Below are 15,497 nucleotides of genomic sequence, written 5' to 3'. Positions count from 1 at the left end.
CGATCATCAACACAGCCGCCTCAGCGGCATGACACCGACACTGTCACCCGATCGTGCAGCAGTCCCGTACGACCCCCGATGAGTGTGACTTTCACCTTCGTTTGGCGGGATTTCGCAGGTTCGTTTGGCGGTGTCAGGTGATGCCGATGACGAGGGTGGATCGGGCGGCTTCGACGACGTCGTCGGTGATGGTGTTGAGCTCGTTGATCTGCATGATGCGCTCCATCTGCGTGAACAGTCTGTCGACGAGGCGGAAGTTGCCGCGGGTGATCCGTGCGATCGCGGCGAGGGCTTGAGCGTCGGTGAAGTCGTCGGGATCGAGGGGGTGCCCGTATTTGGGCCAACGCCGTTCGAGCACGAATCGCAGCTCGTCTTTGCTCAGTGGCCGGTACTCGTGGGCGAACCCGACGCGGCTGTAGAGCTGCGGGTAGCGGCTGAATCTCTTCTCGATCCCGGGCATGCCGATGAGGATGACGGCGACGTTGTCGCGGTCGTAATGGTCTCGCACCATTTCCAGGGCGGTGGCATTGAGTCGGTCGGACTCGTCGATGATGATCAGCTCGACGTGCCTTCCCAGAGTCCTGGGTCGCGTCTGCAGTTCTCCGGTGTTGATCAGATGCTCGTCGATGCACGCAGATACCTGGACTGTCAGGCCGGTGAGATCGTCTCTGACCTGACGCGGAGTGCTCAGGACCGCGGGGGTGTAGAAGACTGTCCGTTTCCTGGCCAGGGCGGCATAGATCGGGAAATCGGAGTCATCGCGTGGTCCCCATTCCTCGAGGAGCCGCTCGGCTTTGTGCCAGTTCGCATACCGTCTGGCGGACAGTGTCTTACCGATCCCGGCTTGGCCGTAGCAGATGCCAATGGTGCGTTGGCGGCGTACGGCGTCGGCGAACTCGACGAATCTACGGTGCTGTTTGGTGGCGATGAACCGTTGCGGAGACATCAGTCATCCTCCAGGTAGGTGCGAAGCTTCGTCTTCCTCCGGGCTGGTGAGGTCGGTGCCGGCGAGGCCGGAAACGAGGGGCCTTGGTGGCCGGTGACGACGGCAATGCGTTCGGCGATCTGGCCACGTAGCTCGCGTCGGCGGACTGCGCGCGCGTGCTGAATGTCTTTGAGACTGACGGTGGTCGATGCGTGATCGGGGTCCACGGCCTTACAGATGTACTGGTTCTTGTGGAAGACATGGATTTCGGAAATGTCGCGGGGGTCGTACCGGATCACGACCTGCTCTTTGACGTAGGCGGCCAGCAGCGGCGAGACGTACCGCAGGCCCTGGAAGCGCACTCCGTCGCGGTGGACGATGCGCGTTTTGGCCACGGTCAACAGCAGCAGGTTGAGATCATCAATGGTCTCGGGCAGGCGAGGCAGCCACCCGTCGCCGATCCAGGTCCGGTAGGGGCTGTCGCCAGTCTCCGGGTGGGTCCGGCGGTGATACTTGGCACTGATGAACTCGCCGATCGCGGTGTCGAGTTCGGGCAGCGTCAGTACCGGCTCGGGGTGCCGCTGACCGCGGGTGAGATAGCCCGGCAGCTCGGCAAGGAGTTCGGTGTTGATCGTGCCGAAGATTCGCTCGATCTTGCCGCGGCCCTGTGGTCTGGCGATGGTCGAGTAGATGATCTGAAAATGCAGGTCATTGGCGGTCTGGGCGAGATGGTGACTGGTGAAGTCGGTCCCGTGATCGACGTAGAGCACATCGGGCAGGCCGCACATCGGCCAGTTCGGATCGTTCTTCGGCCAGATCGCGTGCCGCAACGCCAGCGCGGTGTTCATCGCCGAGGGTGCACCGAGGAAGACCATGTAGCCGCACACCGCCCGGGAGTAGTCGTCGAGGATGACGGTCAACCACGGCCGGGCGGGCCGCCCGTTGGCGTCGAGGATGAGGATGTCGAGTTCGGTGTGGTCGGCCTGCCAGGTGGCATTGGCCCGCTCGGCTCGATGGCGCCACACCAACTCGTAGGTGTCCCGGTAGGCCGCTGCGCCCTGGTGAGCCAAGGTCACCATGCCGGGATCCAGACCGGTCACGATGGACCGCACGGTGCTCGCGGAGACCATCGGCCATCCGCGGCGGGTGGCGGTCGTGGCGGCCTTGCGGAAGATCGCCGCGGTGGACGGCCGAGGCGTACTCAGCGCCAGGCCTTCGATGTAGGCCACAAGGTCTGGGTGGGTGCGCCGCCCACGCTTGGGTGGCGTTGCCGGAGCCAGCGCGGCGATCCCGCCCTTTCTATACGCGGCGAGCCAGCGTTGCAAAGTGCGTTCCCCGACCTTTTCGGCTGCGGCCAACTGGGTCAGCGGGACCCCGCTCTCCACGTGTTGGCGTAGGACCTGCCATCGGGCCGCGGCAGTCTTCGCACCAGCGGGGGCGCCGATCGAACCTTGAGGTTCACTGCCCCCGCTCATTGCTACGCCGTCGTCGACTTCTGTCGGCGCGGAGCCGGGGGCTTATCGGCCCCGCGTTGCAGCGCTCGGTAGACGGTGGTGCGGCTGACCCCCAGGACCTCGCCGATTTGGGCGACGGTCATGTCTTGTTGCTCGTAGAGCTTGCGGGCGGTGCGCAGTTTGTCCCCGGACAACAACGGCGGACGCCCACCTCTACGGCCACGGGCTCGGGCGGCTTCAAGGCCGGCGTGGGTGCGTTCGGAGATGAGGTCTCGTTCGAACTCCGCCAGCGAGGCGAAGATGTGAAACACCAGCCGCCCGCCCGAGGACCCGGTGTCGATGTTTTCCTGCAGGGAGCGAAACTCGATGCCGCGTTCCTGCAACTCGGTCAGCTGATCGATCAGATGCCGAATCGATCGGCCCAGCCGGTCCAGTCGCCAGACCACGAGGGTGTCGCCCGGGCGCAGTTGATCGAGGAGCTTTCCCAACTCTGGGCGGGAGGCCAATGTCCCGGAGGCGGTGTCGGTGAAGACCTTGTAGCAGCCGGCAGCGGCGAGGGCATCGTGCTGCAGTCGGGCGTCTTGATCGCCAGTCGACACCCGTGCGTACCCGAAAGCGTGGCCCATACCGACAAATGTAGCAATACTCGTCGCTGCTGGGCAGATCAGAAACATAGATTTTGAGACTGGGTTCCGCTACAGAATTGGCTTCCGCCCACCTCGGCGTATCCAAATCCGGCGAGCTCGAGTTCACTTGTAGCAAAAACGGTCGTTTATGGATCAGCCTGCTTAGTCAAACCTCTGGCGGAATAGTTGCAAGAACTCGGCGCTGTACTCGAGTTGGGTCTGCAGTTCGAGGTAGCGCGCTTCAGCTTCGGCGCGGATCTCTTCGACGGTCATTCGAGCTGCGTGCCAGTCATCGAGCCCCGGCGATTCTGAGCGTTGGGCCGCCGTAAGGATGTCGGTGGCTTCGAGGAACTGCTTCATGCGTTCCAGCGAGAAGCCCAAAGGTTTCATTCGCCGGACGAGGAGCAGTCGGTCGATGTCGGCGTCGGTGTAGAGCCGGAATCCGCCGGCGGTGTGGCCGGAGGGCACCACTAGGCCGATGTCGTCGTAGTGGCGCAGCGTGCGGATCGACAGGCCGGTGAAGTCAGCGACCTCACCGACCATTCGTGCGGACTCTTCCCGCATCACACTCCTCGTGAAATAGGTCACGGTGTCGGTCCCAAATTCAACGCTACCCAAACCTGACGTTACGGTAGGTTTCAAACCTCCCGTTACGGGAGAGTGTGTCATGTTCCCTCCACGGTTAGGAAAACCCCCGTGACAGCTCCCACCCACGCATCCGGGGCCTCGTCCCCGCCCCCGGCCAGCTCGGATGACGATCTCGCACCCGTCGGCGTCCTCGCGTCGTTCAAGTACGCCTTCTCTTCCCCCCGCCGACTGCGCACCGAGGTCTTGGCCGGTCTGGTCGTCGCGCTCGCGCTCATCCCCGAGGCGATCTCGTTCTCGATCCTCGCCGGAGTGGACCCGAGGGTCGGGCTGTTCGCCTCCTTCACCATGGCCGTGACGATCGCCTTCACCGGCGGACGGCCCGCGATGATCTCCGCAGCGACCGGCGCAATCGCCCTGGTCATCGCCCCCGTGGCGCGCGAGTACGGGTTGGACTACTTCATCGCCACCGTGCTGCTGGCCGGCATCTTCCAGGTCGTGTTGAGCGTGATCGGGGTGGGCAAGCTCATGCGCTTCATCCCCCGGTCGGTGATGGTCGGGTTCGTCAACGCCCTGGCCATCCTGATCTTCACCGCGCAGATCCCGCACCTGCTGGGTGTGCCGTGGCTGGTGTACCCGATGGTCGCCGCTGGCGTGCTCATCATGGTGTTCTTCCCCAAACTTTCGGCCGCGGTGCCGGCCCCGCTGGTGGCGATCGTGGCGATCACCGCCGTGGTCGTGCTCTTCGGCTGGACCATGCCCAACGTCAGCGATCAGGGCGAGCTGCCCTCCTCGCTGCCGTCGCTATTCATCCCCGACGTGCCGTGGACGTTGGAGACGCTGCAAATCATCGCCCCCTATGCCCTGGCGATGGCGCTGGTCGGGCTCATGGAGTCGATGATGACCGCCAAACTCGTCGATGACATCACCGAGGTCCGCTCCGACAAGACCCGTGAGGGATGGGGCCAGGGCGTGGCCAACATCGTCACCGCCTTCTTCGGCGGCATGGGCGGCTGCGCGATGATCGGCCAGACCATGATCAACGTCAAGCAGTCCGGCGCCCGCACCCGCCTGTCCACCCTGCTGGCTGGGATCTTCCTACTCATCCTCGTCGTAGCGTTGGGCGACATCGTCGGCCTGATCCCCATGGCTGCCCTGGTCGCGGTGATGATCATGGTCTCGGTGGCCACCATGGACTGGCACTCCATCCACCCACGCACCCTGCGCCTGATGCCGCTCCCGGAGACGATCGTCATGGCGGTCACCGTCGCCGCGACTGTGATCACCCACAACCTGGCCATCGGCGTCATCCTCGGCGTGCTCACCGCGATGGTCATGTTCGCCCGCCGCGTGGCCCACATGACGAGCCTGGAGAAGGACTCTGAACTCGACGTCAATCACGACGGCACCATCGACATCCGCACCTACCGAGTGCGTGGCGAGCTTTTCTGGGCCTCGAGCAACGATCTGGTCTACCAGTTCGACTACACCGGCGACCCCCAGCACGTGGTCATCGACCTGACCGAGGCCGATATCTGGGACGCCTCCACCGTGGCCACCCTGGACGCGATCACCCACAAGTACGCCGCCAAGGGCAAGACCGTCGAGATCATCGGCCTTGACGGATCGAGCCTCGATCGTCTGGACAAACTCTCCGGCCACCTCGGCGACGAACACTGACTCCGCCGCTCCACCCTCGCCAGCGGCTTCACCTGAGCCGCCAAACGAAGCTGCGAAATCCCGCCAAACGAAGTTGAGAGTCACACAGTCGCTGCTGTGTCACAGGGTCTAGTTTGATACTTATGAAACGTTCTCCCGTGGGGTCTAGGATCTATTGATACAGATTCCGGGCGAAAGGGTCCCCTCATGGCTGATCGGATCGGGACGTTGCTGAATCGTTCGGGTGGCGAGGAGGTGCTCATCGTCAGCCGCGGGAAGGTGCGGACTCGGTTCCGTCGTCGGGATGAGTTGGGTTGGAACTTTCGGGTGGAGTCGACGGACTCGGAGAACGTCATCGAGGTAACGCCAAAGCCGAAGCCAGATCCGAAGCCGGCTCGCCGATCTTCGCATGCGCGTGGGCAGCGGGTGGCGTACGTGCGGGTGTCAGCCGCGGATCAGAACGAGGCGCGTCAGCTCGAGGCGGTGGGGGAGTGCGACCGGGTCTATATCGAGAAACAGTCGGCACGCTCGCGCGCTGATCGCGTAAAGCTCGAAGAGTGCATCAGGTATCTGCGGGACGGTGATGAGCTGGTTGTCGCGTCGATGGACCGACTCGCTCGTTCCCTGGTTGATCTCAAGCAGATCGTCGGCGAGGTCACCGCGAGGGGTGCGAGTGTGCGGTTCGTCCACGAGCGGGCCACCTACGCTGCTGGTGCCCAGGATCCTCGAGCCGACCTGATGCTCTCGCTGCTCGGGGCGTTCGCAGAGTTCGAGCGGGCCATCATTCGCGAACGCCAGGCCGAGGGTATCGCCATCGCCAAGGCGAAGGGCAAGTACAAGGGACGCAAACGCGTCCTGACTGAGGAGCAGATCGACAAGGCCCTTGCCCGTATCGAGGCGGGGGAGGGGCCGTCAGCTATCGCCCGGGATCTCGGGGTGGGTCGATCCACGCTCTACCGCGCACTCCAGCGAGTAAGGAAGTAGGCGCCGCCGACACGTCGCGTTAGCCCGCCCACTGCGCGACGAAGCTGGTGCGACACCCTTACAGGACACCGAAGTCGTAGCCCTTGCGTCGAGATGCCGCGTTCGGAGATCCCCGCTACGGCATGGACGACGAGGGTTCGAGCACGCGTCAGTGAGTCCCGGTTGGAATGAGCTCCACCGTCTCGTTCGGCGCGACCTAGTGCGCGCCCGGGTGACCACCACTCGCCAGTGAGACCGCCGCGAAACGTCCGTAGACCACCGCCACCGCCACTTACCGGCGAAAGTCACAATCACAACCCTGCATAGCCACAGGATTTCACGCCAGCCACCACACCGGGCTCCTGCCACGAGGATTGTGCAGCAGTCTCCTAGTAAGCGGGGTGGTCCAGCTCGTCGAGCACGCGCTGGGCGATGCGGTAGGCCGCGTTGGCATCGGGCACGCCGCAGTAGATCGCCGTCTGGAGCAGCAACTCTTTGATCTCGTCGTTGGTCAGCCCATTGGTACGCGCGGCCCGCACGTGCATGGCCAGCTCCTCGTGATGGCCGCGGGCCACCAGGGCGGTCAGCGTGATGAGCGAGCGGCTGCGCCGGTCAAGACCCGGACGCGTCCACACCGACCCCCAGGCGTACTGGGTGATGAAATCCTGGAAGTCGGCGGTCAGATCGGTGATCGCCGCGGTCGCGCGGTCGACATGGGCGTCGCCCAGGACCGCCCGGCGCACCGCCATGCCGGCGTCGCGCACCCCGGCGACGGTCGTGGGAGCGGCAACCGCCTGCCCCGCGTTCGCGTGATCGCGGATGAGTTGGGCGACCTCGGCCGGTTGCTCGGCCGGGGGCAGGTGCGCGACGCCGTCGAGGACGACGAGCCGCCCGTTCCGGACTCCGGAGGCGATAGCCGCGAGATCGGCCGGCGGAGTGGGGACGTCGAGCAGACCCGACACCGCCAGCACTCGCGGTTCGATCTCGCCGAGGCGGTCACGGACGTCGAAGCCCGCCAGCGCCTCGCACACCAGCGCATAGCCCTCGTCGTCGGCGTCCCGCAGGTCGTGCAGCAGGGCTGCGCCGATCTCCGGCTCCCGCTCAAGGAATCCGGGTGCGAACCAACGCTGGGCCGACCCTTCGATCATCGACGGGGTGCCCGACGCGCGCACGGACGCCGCCCTGGTCCGCCAGGCATCCGGCTCGCCGATCCGTGCGCCCGTCGACAGCAGGACAGCGGAGTCGATGCGCGCGGGTGCGTCCAGCAGCAGCTGCAGCCCGACGGCGCCTCCCACCGAGTCGCCCGCGTAGGTGAAAGTGCTGGCGAACGTGTCGCGCTGGGCCACCACGTCGTCGACCATCCCGAGGACACCGGCGGCCAGCTCGGCCATCGTGAACGGCTCGGCGGAGCCGGCGTTGGACCCGTGCCCGGGCAGGTCCCAGGCGAGAACCTCGAAGCGATCGGTGAGTCCGGCGGCGCAGCGCGCCCACAGTGACTGAGCGGACGTGCCCAGCGAGGGCCCCAGCACGAGAAGGGGGAGGGCCGGCGATCCGCCGAGCCGGACGGCCGTGATGCGAGGGACGGTCACTCGTTCTCCTCCAAGAAGGTCCGGGCCCGCTCGACGGCGCCCACGATGAGGTCCTCGGAGAACCCGGGGTAGGTGGTCGGGTCGGAATCGGCGGTCTTGTCCAGCAGCCCGGCGATCGAGCGGCGCTCCGCCAGCACGCTGTCAGCCGACCGGTCGAGCGTCGCGCGCATGCGCTCGGCGTCCACGTACAGACCCTGCAGCAGCTCGGCGGTCTGGGACGCGGCGACGACGCTGCGTCGACCGAGCATCTGCAGGGTCGACCATTCGACGTGCCACGAGCCGTCCGGGCGCTGGTCGCCCGCGGTGGCCGAGGCGAGGTGCATCGTCGCGGCCAGAGCGGGGGAGCCCAGGGCTGCGCGGCGCACCAGCACGGACAGGACCGGGTTGTTCTTGTGCGGCATCGTCGACGAGCCACCGCGGCCCTCGGCCGCCGGCTCGGCCAGCTCGCCGATCTCGGTCCGCGCCAGGGTCGCGACATCGGTCGCGATGTGTCCCCAGGCGTCCGTGCACGAGACCAGCGCGTCGGACGTCCGGGTGACCGTTGCCCGCGAGGTGTGCCACGGGCGGAGCTCCCGCAGCCCCAGGGCCGCAGCGGTGCTGGCGACCAGGTCGGCGCTGGTCCCCTGGGGATCCTCGTGCCCCCGCAGGTTCGCCAGCTCGGTGGTCGCCGAGAGAGTGCCGACCGCCCCGCCGAGCTGCACCGGCAGGAGGGAGCGGGCGTCCAGGACCAGATCGGCGGCGTCGACCAGGCCGTCGAGCCAGCCCGCGGCGACCGCACCGAACGTCGTGGGTACGGCGTGCTGGGTCAGGGTGCGGCCGACCATCGGCGTGTCGGCGTGCTGCGCGGCGAGACGGGCGAGCGCGGTCACCTGGGCGCGCAGCTCGCCGATCAGCCGTTCGAGCGCATCGCGCAGCGCGAGCATGAGGGCGGTGTCGAGGACATCCTGGCTGGTGAGCCCGCGGTGAAGCCAGGTGGCGGCGGGCTGCGGCGCCCGCGAGCGGAGCAGCCCGACGAGCGGGACGACGGGGTTGCCGCTGCCCTCGGCTGCCGCCGCGATGTCCGGCAGATCGTCGGCGGTGACGAGCGGGGCGAGGTCGGTGGCGGCGGCGGACGGCGCGAGCCCGGAGGCCACGAGAGCGTCCAGCCACGCGGACTCCACCCTGACCATGGCGGCGAGCAACGCCTCAGCACTCATCAGGTCGCCGGCGCGCTCGTCGCCGGGCCAGAACAGGTCAGTCATGGCGCTCAGTGTGCCGCCCCGTGGCCCGGGAACGTCAGGAAGACGGTCTCGCCCTGGCCCTGCAGACGGATGTCGAACGCATGTCCCTGCGCATCGGCCTCCGCGACCAGCGTCGCGCGACGGTCCGGCTCGAGGCTGCTGAGAAGGGGGTCCGCAGCGAGGGCGGCCTCGTGTCCCGGCAGATATGCGCGTGTGAAGAGCCGATCGAGCAGGCCACGCGCGAACACCGTGAGCGCGAAGAACGGAGCGTTCCCGCCCACTGCGCCGGGCGCGATCGTCGAGAACGAGTAGTGGCCGGCGTTGTCGGTCGACGACCGGCCCCAGCCCGTGAACGTCCAACCGTCGCGGCGCAACGAGCCCGGCTGCTGGACGATCGCGCCGGACGCGTCCGCCTGCCAGAGCTCGACCAGCGCGTCGGGGACCGGCGCACCAGAACCGTCGAGCACGCGGCCGTGGAACCGGATCGCACCCGGGCTGCTCGCAGGCACCAGTTCGGAGTCGCCGTCATAGGGGAGTGCGTAGTGGAAGAACGGGCCCACCGTCTGGCCGGGCGTGGGGTGCAGGCGGGGGCTCATGCGTGGTCCTTGTCGTCGTTGTTCTCGGTCCAGGTGCGGTGGGCTCCGGTGAGCACGATGTCCCACCGGTAGCCGGTCGACCACTCGGGTCGCGTCAGGTCATGGTCGTAGCGGGCGACGAGGCGGTCACGGGAGCCCTGGTCGGTGATCGACTGGTAGATCGGGTCCAGCGCGAACAGGGGATCGCCCGGGAAGTACATCTGCGTGACGATGCGCTGCGTGAACTCGGTGCCAAACAGGGAGAAGTGCACGTGGGCGGGACGCCACGCATTGCGGTGGTTCCGCCACGGGTACGGACCCGGTTTGATCGTCTGGAATGAGTAGCTACCGTCCGCACCGGTCAGGCACCGCCCGGCGCCGGTGAAGTTCGGGTCGAGCGGCGCAGGGTGCTGATCACGCTGGTGGATGTAGCGTCCTCCGGCGTTGGCCTGCCAGATCTCGACCAGCTGGCCCGCGACCGGGCGTCCGTCGCCGTCCACGACCCGGCCGGAGATCGTGATGCGCTCGCCGATCGGCTCGCCCGAGCGCTGAATCGTCAGATCGGCCTCGAGTGGATCGACGTCCCGGTGGCTGAAGCACGGAGACCACAACTCGACGCCTTCCGGATCGACCTGGTGCAGATCCTTGGTCGGATGCCGCAGGAGGCTGCTGCGGTACGGGGAGTAGTCGAGGCGGGGCTGGACGACGGAGGGGTCGGTGCCGGCGGACAGGTCGGCGATCTCGGCGCTGACCTCGGCCTGGGTCGATAGCTCGGGTGTGCTCACCAGTCCGACACTAGGCCGCCGGGGCGTACGCTTCGACCCATGTCGTTCACTGAGTGAAAGGCGGGACGATGTCCGGCAACATCTCCGATCCGGGAGCCAGTGTCGCCTCGCGCCTGCTGGCCGTCCTCGGCGCCTTCGACGACGAGCATCGGGCGATGACGCTGAGCCAGATCGGGCGTCGGGCGGATCTGCCGCTGCCGACCACTCACCGGCTGGTGGCGGAGCTGACGACCTGGGGCGGCTTGGTACGGCGGCCGTCCGGCGAGTACGTGGTGGGTCGCCGGATCTGGGAGCTCGCGCTGCTCGCGCCGACCCAGACCGGTCTGCGTCAGATCGCTGAGCCGTTCCTCCATGACGTGTACGGCGCGACGCTGGCCACCGTGCACCTCGCGGTGCGCGAGGGGACCGAGGTGTTGTACCTCGACCGGCTGTCGGGCACAGCGTCCGTCCCGATCGTCAGCACCGTCGGCTCCCGACTGCCGCTGCACTGCACGGCGGTTGGGAAGGTGCTGCTCGCGCACGCGCCCGACGACGTGCTCTCCGAGGCGCTTGGCTCGCTGACCCGAATGACGCCGTACACGGTGACCCAGCCCGGGCTCCTGCGCCAGCAGCTGGCTCAGGTGCGGCGCCATGGGTATGCGACAACGGTCGACGAGATGACCCTCGGAGCGTGCTCGGTGGCCGTCCCCGTGCAGCGCGGTACCGCGGTCGTCGCATCCCTGGGTCTTGTGGTTCCCCACTTGACGAGGGACAGGACCCGCCTCGTCGGCGTCCTCCAGGCCGCGGCGTTCGGTATCGGCCGGGAACTGGCGTCAGGCGAGTGATGGGAAGGAGATCTGACGCGGGCCAGAGGGGAGACAGGGGCCGACGCTGATCCATCTAGACCGATACCCGGCGAAGTCGTACTTGAGGCATGAGAATCCAAGAAATCCGAACCCGACGAAATCCGGGACACACCAATGTCTCCATCAATCCCGTGGGCCGCTCCCTCCATCTCGGGGGAACTCACCGCTCATCTCCGAGTGTCCACCAGAACGGGAACGGTCCAGTGATTCAGCCTCGGTGATTTTGATGTGTCAGGCCGCTTCGGGTAGGTCCTTGGAGGCGGTGGTTCGTGGTTCGGTCCACGCCTGGGCTGGGCTGGGCTGGGGCGCGGTAGCTACTGCTGGAGCGTGGCATGAGAATTCAAAAAATCGAACCCCACGGAATCCGGGGGACACCAATGTGCCCATCAAACCCGGGGCACTTCAGAAGCGGTATTGCTCGCACCACAGCCTTGACCTGGAAGGGCAGGAATGCCAGCCATGAACTTTTTACCGCTATGCCCACGGGTGCGTAGGCGCAGCGTCCCGGAGATGGATGCGGCATCGGATGCCCCGGTGGCAGGTCACAGCGCGTGAGACATCCGGGCCGTGGATTCGCCGCTTTGGCTGTGGCCGTACTGGTGACTGTCTTAACAAACATGCCGGTGTTTCTCCTTGGGGCGCTTGCCACGGAGATCACCGCAACAATCCGCGTCCCGGCCTACGGGATCGGCCTGGCGGTAGGGGTCTACTGGGCCGCGGCCGCCCTCACCTCCGCGTGCACCGGTGTGATTGGTCGTGTGCTCAGCGAGAAAGGCATGGGCATCGCCGCCTTGCTGCTGGCGGTCGTGAGCCTGACCGGCAGCGCGTCCTGGATCTCTGCGTGGCCGTGGCTAATTGTATGGGCATGCCTGGGGGGACTCGGGAACGGTCTGGGGCACCCTTCCTCCAACCACTTGCTCGTCACGCACATCCCAGCCGCCTCGCGCGGGCTGGCCTTCGGGGTGAAACAGGCCGCGGTCCCAGTGACGGGGTTGGTCGCCGGCGTTTCGATCCCGTTGGTTGCGTTGACTCTGGGATGGTCCATGGCCTTCCTGCTGATGGCTGTACTGGGCATGCTCGTACTGGTCCCCGTGGCCCGGACCCGGACCATGCCGGTCGTCATGGGTACGACCCGGCCGGCGGGGCAATGGGATACCCAGATGCGTTCGGCGTTGGTGCTGATGGCCGCGATGACGATGTTCGCGGGCGGTGCCGTTACGGCCGCCGTGGCCTTTGCCGTGATCGGCGCGCTGGAGCGGGGGATTGCAGTCGGCCCGGCTGGTGTGATTCTGGCCGTCGGCAGCGCCTTAGGAGCCGCGACCCGTATCGTCATTGGCGGAGTCGTCGATCGAGGCGGCGTGTCAGCACTTTCTCTGATCCAGACAGCACTCATCGTCTGCGCCGTCGGGCTTTCACTCATGGCGATCCCCACCACCTGGAGCTACGTGGTAGGTGTCCTGCTAGCGGTGGGCCTGGGGTGGGGGTGGCCAGGCCTGGCGCACTTCCTCATCTCGCACATGGCGCCTGGGGCCACCGCAGCGGCCACCGGCATTGTCCAGACCGGCACGTACATCGGCAATACCATCGGCCCCGTGCTCACCGGGGTGGTCCTTAGCCCCCCTGATTCATGGGGTGTGGGAGATTCGGTTCTCTACGGATGTCGCGTCCTGATTGGCGAGTAGGCGTGCGGAAGCTCCGGCTAGCGCTGCCGGTGGGCGGGTCTCCGGGTGGTGCTGTCGTGGGCGGGCAGGTGAGGTCAGGCGGGTTTGGGGATCGCGGCGATCGTGTGGAACACCGCCTCGATGGCGACGGCCCACGGCCAGGTTTCGGGGATTTTCACGCGTCGTCGGCGGCTGCTGCGGGTCAGCAGGGCCGCGACGTGCAGGAATCGGTAGCGCATCGCTTTGGGCTCGCACAAGGCGAGAACGGCGGCCTCGCCGATGCAGGCCAGCAGCCGCGTCCACGCGATGAGGTCTGCGGCGATCATGACCGCGACGAGCCAGGCCTGGTTGACCGCGAATTCCCGCGAAGGAAGGCGGCCGAGTCCGGTGTCTTTGGCGTGTCGGATCCGGTCCTCCACGCGGGCGTGCGCCCGATGCCGCGCTTCGAGGAACTGCAGTTGACCGACGGCGGTGTTGGTCACAAATGCCTGGTAGCGCCACCCGTCGAGTTCCTCGAACATCGACAGTTGGGCGCCAGGGTGGGGTCGTTCGCGGCGGACGATGACCCGCATCCCGTCTGGCCACTTGGCGAGCATCCGTGGGGAGAGGAACCCGGTCAGCTCGGCGACCTCAGCCCCGGGCCGCAGGTCCCCGCCCTGGTTCAACGCCGGCCCCCACGTTGCCTCGGGAGCCATCGCGATCGCCCGCCGGATCGGGTTGGTGACCGCGAATCCGACCGAGTACTCCACCTGCCGACCGCGGACGCGGTTCTGGTCGGTGATCCATTCCAGCAGGGCGTGGGAGGCGCCGGCGCCGTCGGAGCGGATCAGCACATCACGCCGGTGAGCGGCGGGGACCTGCGCAATCGCCTGGCCCAGGACATCGATGTGGTCGGCAGCGGTGTTCGACCCGGCGTTGCCCGGCCGCAAGCTCGCGGCGAGGAACTCTTCTGTGTTGTCGCACCACACGCCGATCGGGTGATACCCGAACGTGCGCTTATAGGTTGGCGCGGCCTGCTCTTTTTCGCTGTGGGTGGCCACGATGGTGGCGTCCACGTCGAGCACGATCGTCGATCCCAGGTCCCGGCCCGCGCACTTCGAGGCGGGCACCCCGCCGGGCAGGTGGGACCACACGTGCCGCCGGGCACGAGCCCGCGCGACCTGGATTTTCTTGCGTTTACCGGCGGTGACCTCATCCAGGGTGCGCCACACCGTCGGGGACGAGGCGACCGGCCCCAGGACCGTGGATTGGTGGCGCAGGACGCGGATGTCGGCGATGGACTCCCCGCCACCCGTGAGCATCACCGCGACATCGGTCAACACCCTGCCACGGTCATGGATCGGGATGGATCGGCGCTGCGCCATGGCCCCCGACAGCTCGGCGGTCAGACCGACGCGATCCGCCAGAAGGCGTGGCGCGATGGTCCCGGCGTGAGAAATCACCGCGACATCATCGACACAGAACGACAGACCAGACGACCACGAAGTACGCTTCACCTACCGAGTGCTTTCTGCTTGAGGAACTGTAGCTCTAGACAAGTCCCAGTTTCCCCTGTTCAGGGAGCACTTCGGTCTATTTGCGCCCAGCGATCCGCAGATCCCCATGAAACACCGGGGTTAGCCTCGGTAACTCGACACTGACCTGGGCGATGCTCGCCACTATGGCAACCGTCGCCGTGGTCATTTCCTTCTTCTTCGGGCGCCGACTGCGGAGAATCGACTCTCTGGAATGGCCGCTGAGCTGAGGTGGTCCTGTCCACAGCCCCACCGTCACCGGCCGTCGAGATCCTTAAACGAGCAAGTTCTGGATTTCTTTGGCGGCTGTCTGGAGCATAGCTCCGAGTTCTGTGCGGAGTTGTTCAGTCATGCGGTGAGCGGGCACGGATACATTGATCCCGTAGTATCTTCCGCTCGGGCTGGTGATGGGAACAGCGACTGACATGACGCCGTCTTCGCTTTCTTCCTGGCTTGTTGAGTATTCGGTTTGCCGAATCGTTTCGAGGGCACGCTCCAGATCGGATCGGGAGGTGATAGATCCCTTGGTGAGACCCGGGAGCTTCTCATGCGGGTACAGGGCATGCAGTTGTTCCGTGGTGAGTAGGCTCAGCATTGCTTTGCCCGTTGCAGTGCAGTTGGCGGGAAGCATCGCACCTTGACGTGAGGCAACGCGGACGGCGCGTTGACTTTCGATGGCCTCCAGAAAGTGTGTGTTCGAGCCTTTGAGCTCGGCAAAGTGCACCGTCTCTCCGGTTGCCTCGAATACCCTTTCCATTGCTGGACGAATTAGCGTTCCGATGTCGACGTGGCGCCGTATGGCGAAGGCGATGGAGCTGAGTGCTTGTCCGGGTTCGTACGCTTTGGTCTGAGGGTTCTGCCGTACGAAACCTCGGTAGAGGAGCATCCCCATGAGGCGATGGGCCGTGGATGACGCCACTCCGAGGTACTTGCTGGCATCGGTGAGCCGGATGCTCGGCCGAGTCTCGAAGAGCAGCAACAATCGGAGTGCGTTGTCGACGGATTCGATGGGGTACTGCGGAGGAGGGCCGTATCTGGAGTCGTCCTCCGCCCGTGATGCGGACATGAGCTTCATGTTACTGACCGGGGGTTCAGT

Annotated in this window: 14 protein-coding genes; 4 read left to right on the top strand and 10 right to left on the bottom strand. The window is 66.3% G+C overall.

Going from position 1 to position 15,497, the window contains the following annotated elements; translation table 11 throughout:
* Positions 1–133: 133 nt before the first annotated feature.
* From AC4JJG_RS20455 to AC4JJG_RS20440, 4 genes are all read right to left on the bottom strand, one after another.
* Positions 134–946 (bottom strand): AAA family ATPase, encoded by an 813-nt coding sequence (locus AC4JJG_RS20455; RefSeq protein WP_182374544.1) that lies wholly within the window; start codon positions 944–946, stop codon positions 134–136.
* On the bottom strand, positions 946–2,370 hold the full coding sequence (locus AC4JJG_RS20450) for a TnsB C-terminal domain-containing protein (protein WP_182374597.1): 1,425 nt from the start codon (positions 2,368–2,370) through the stop codon (positions 946–948). The genes AC4JJG_RS20455 and AC4JJG_RS20450 overlap by 1 nt, the downstream gene beginning before the upstream one ends.
* 32 nt (positions 2,371–2,402) lie before the next feature.
* Positions 2,403–3,005, bottom strand: coding sequence for a recombinase family protein (locus tag AC4JJG_RS20445; RefSeq protein WP_063972675.1), 603 nt, complete (start codon positions 3,003–3,005; stop codon positions 2,403–2,405).
* 162 nt (positions 3,006–3,167) lie between these two features.
* Positions 3,168–3,569, bottom strand: a complete 402-nt coding sequence (locus AC4JJG_RS20440; RefSeq protein WP_006898346.1) for a MerR family transcriptional regulator — start codon at positions 3,567–3,569, stop codon at positions 3,168–3,170.
* 132 nt (positions 3,570–3,701) lie between these two features.
* Here AC4JJG_RS20440 and AC4JJG_RS20435 point away from each other — a divergent pair, with 132 nt between their 5' ends.
* Together AC4JJG_RS20435 and AC4JJG_RS20430 are read left to right on the top strand one after the other, a co-directional pair.
* Positions 3,702–5,270: a SulP family inorganic anion transporter gene (locus AC4JJG_RS20435; RefSeq protein ID WP_006898345.1), complete on the top strand. Its 1,569-nt coding sequence runs from the start codon at positions 3,702–3,704 to the stop codon at positions 5,268–5,270.
* A 186-nt stretch (positions 5,271–5,456) separates the two neighbouring features.
* Positions 5,457–6,233 carry a recombinase family protein gene (locus AC4JJG_RS20430; RefSeq protein WP_006898352.1) on the top strand — a complete coding sequence of 259 codons (777 nt, stop codon included), beginning with the start codon at positions 5,457–5,459 and terminating at the stop codon, positions 6,231–6,233.
* Positions 6,234–6,601: 368 nt separating this feature from the next.
* Here the strand turns inward: AC4JJG_RS20430 and pcaDC are convergent, their stop codons facing one another.
* The 4 genes from pcaDC to pcaH are packed head-to-tail and all read right to left on the bottom strand — an operon-like array spanning position 6,602 to position 10,381.
* The gene (pcaDC, locus tag AC4JJG_RS20425; RefSeq protein WP_335673554.1) at positions 6,602–7,801 is read right to left on the bottom strand and encodes a bifunctional 3-oxoadipate enol-lactonase/4-carboxymuconolactone decarboxylase PcaDC; all 1,200 of its coding nucleotides are present in this window, start codon (positions 7,799–7,801) and stop codon (positions 6,602–6,604) included.
* Entirely contained in the window at positions 7,798–9,042 is a 1,245-nt protein-coding gene (locus AC4JJG_RS20420) for a lyase family protein (RefSeq protein WP_335673553.1), read from the bottom strand. Before AC4JJG_RS20420 ends, pcaDC begins: the two co-directional genes overlap by 4 nt.
* 5 nt (positions 9,043–9,047) lie before the next feature.
* Positions 9,048–9,617 carry a protocatechuate 3,4-dioxygenase subunit alpha gene (pcaG, locus tag AC4JJG_RS20415; protein ID WP_335673552.1) on the bottom strand — a complete coding sequence of 190 codons (570 nt, stop codon included), beginning with the start codon at positions 9,615–9,617 and terminating at the stop codon, positions 9,048–9,050.
* Complete coding sequence (gene pcaH, locus AC4JJG_RS20410) at positions 9,614–10,381, bottom strand: protocatechuate 3,4-dioxygenase subunit beta (RefSeq protein ID WP_335673551.1); 768 nt, start codon at positions 10,379–10,381, stop codon at positions 9,614–9,616. Before pcaH ends, pcaG begins: the two co-directional genes overlap by 4 nt.
* A 68-nt stretch (positions 10,382–10,449) precedes the next feature.
* Between pcaH and AC4JJG_RS20405 the strand changes: the two genes are divergently transcribed.
* Together AC4JJG_RS20405 and AC4JJG_RS20400 are read left to right on the top strand one after the other, a co-directional pair.
* Positions 10,450–11,205 carry an IclR family transcriptional regulator gene (locus tag AC4JJG_RS20405; RefSeq protein ID WP_335673550.1) on the top strand — a complete coding sequence of 252 codons (756 nt, stop codon included), beginning with the start codon at positions 10,450–10,452 and terminating at the stop codon, positions 11,203–11,205.
* 572 nt (positions 11,206–11,777) lie between these two features.
* Positions 11,778–12,908 carry an MFS transporter gene (locus tag AC4JJG_RS20400; RefSeq protein WP_495405824.1) on the top strand — a complete coding sequence of 377 codons (1,131 nt, stop codon included), beginning with the start codon at positions 11,778–11,780 and terminating at the stop codon, positions 12,906–12,908.
* Positions 12,909–12,982: 74 nt separating this feature from the next.
* Here the strand turns inward: AC4JJG_RS20400 and AC4JJG_RS20395 are convergent, their stop codons facing one another.
* Together AC4JJG_RS20395 and AC4JJG_RS20390 are read right to left on the bottom strand one after the other, a co-directional pair.
* Positions 12,983–14,383 carry an IS1380 family transposase gene (locus tag AC4JJG_RS20395; protein ID WP_006898364.1) on the bottom strand — a complete coding sequence of 467 codons (1,401 nt, stop codon included), beginning with the start codon at positions 14,381–14,383 and terminating at the stop codon, positions 12,983–12,985.
* Positions 14,384–14,675: 292 nt separating this feature from the next.
* Positions 14,676–15,476 (bottom strand): IclR family transcriptional regulator, encoded by an 801-nt coding sequence (locus tag AC4JJG_RS20390; RefSeq protein WP_495405823.1) that lies wholly within the window; start codon positions 15,474–15,476, stop codon positions 14,676–14,678.
* Positions 15,477–15,497: the final 21 nt, after the last annotated feature.

This window comes from Gordonia sp. B8661-1, assembly GCF_059427765.1.
Note: the sequence above shows the minus strand (reverse complement) of the source record. Positions and strands in the feature narration are given on the sequence as shown.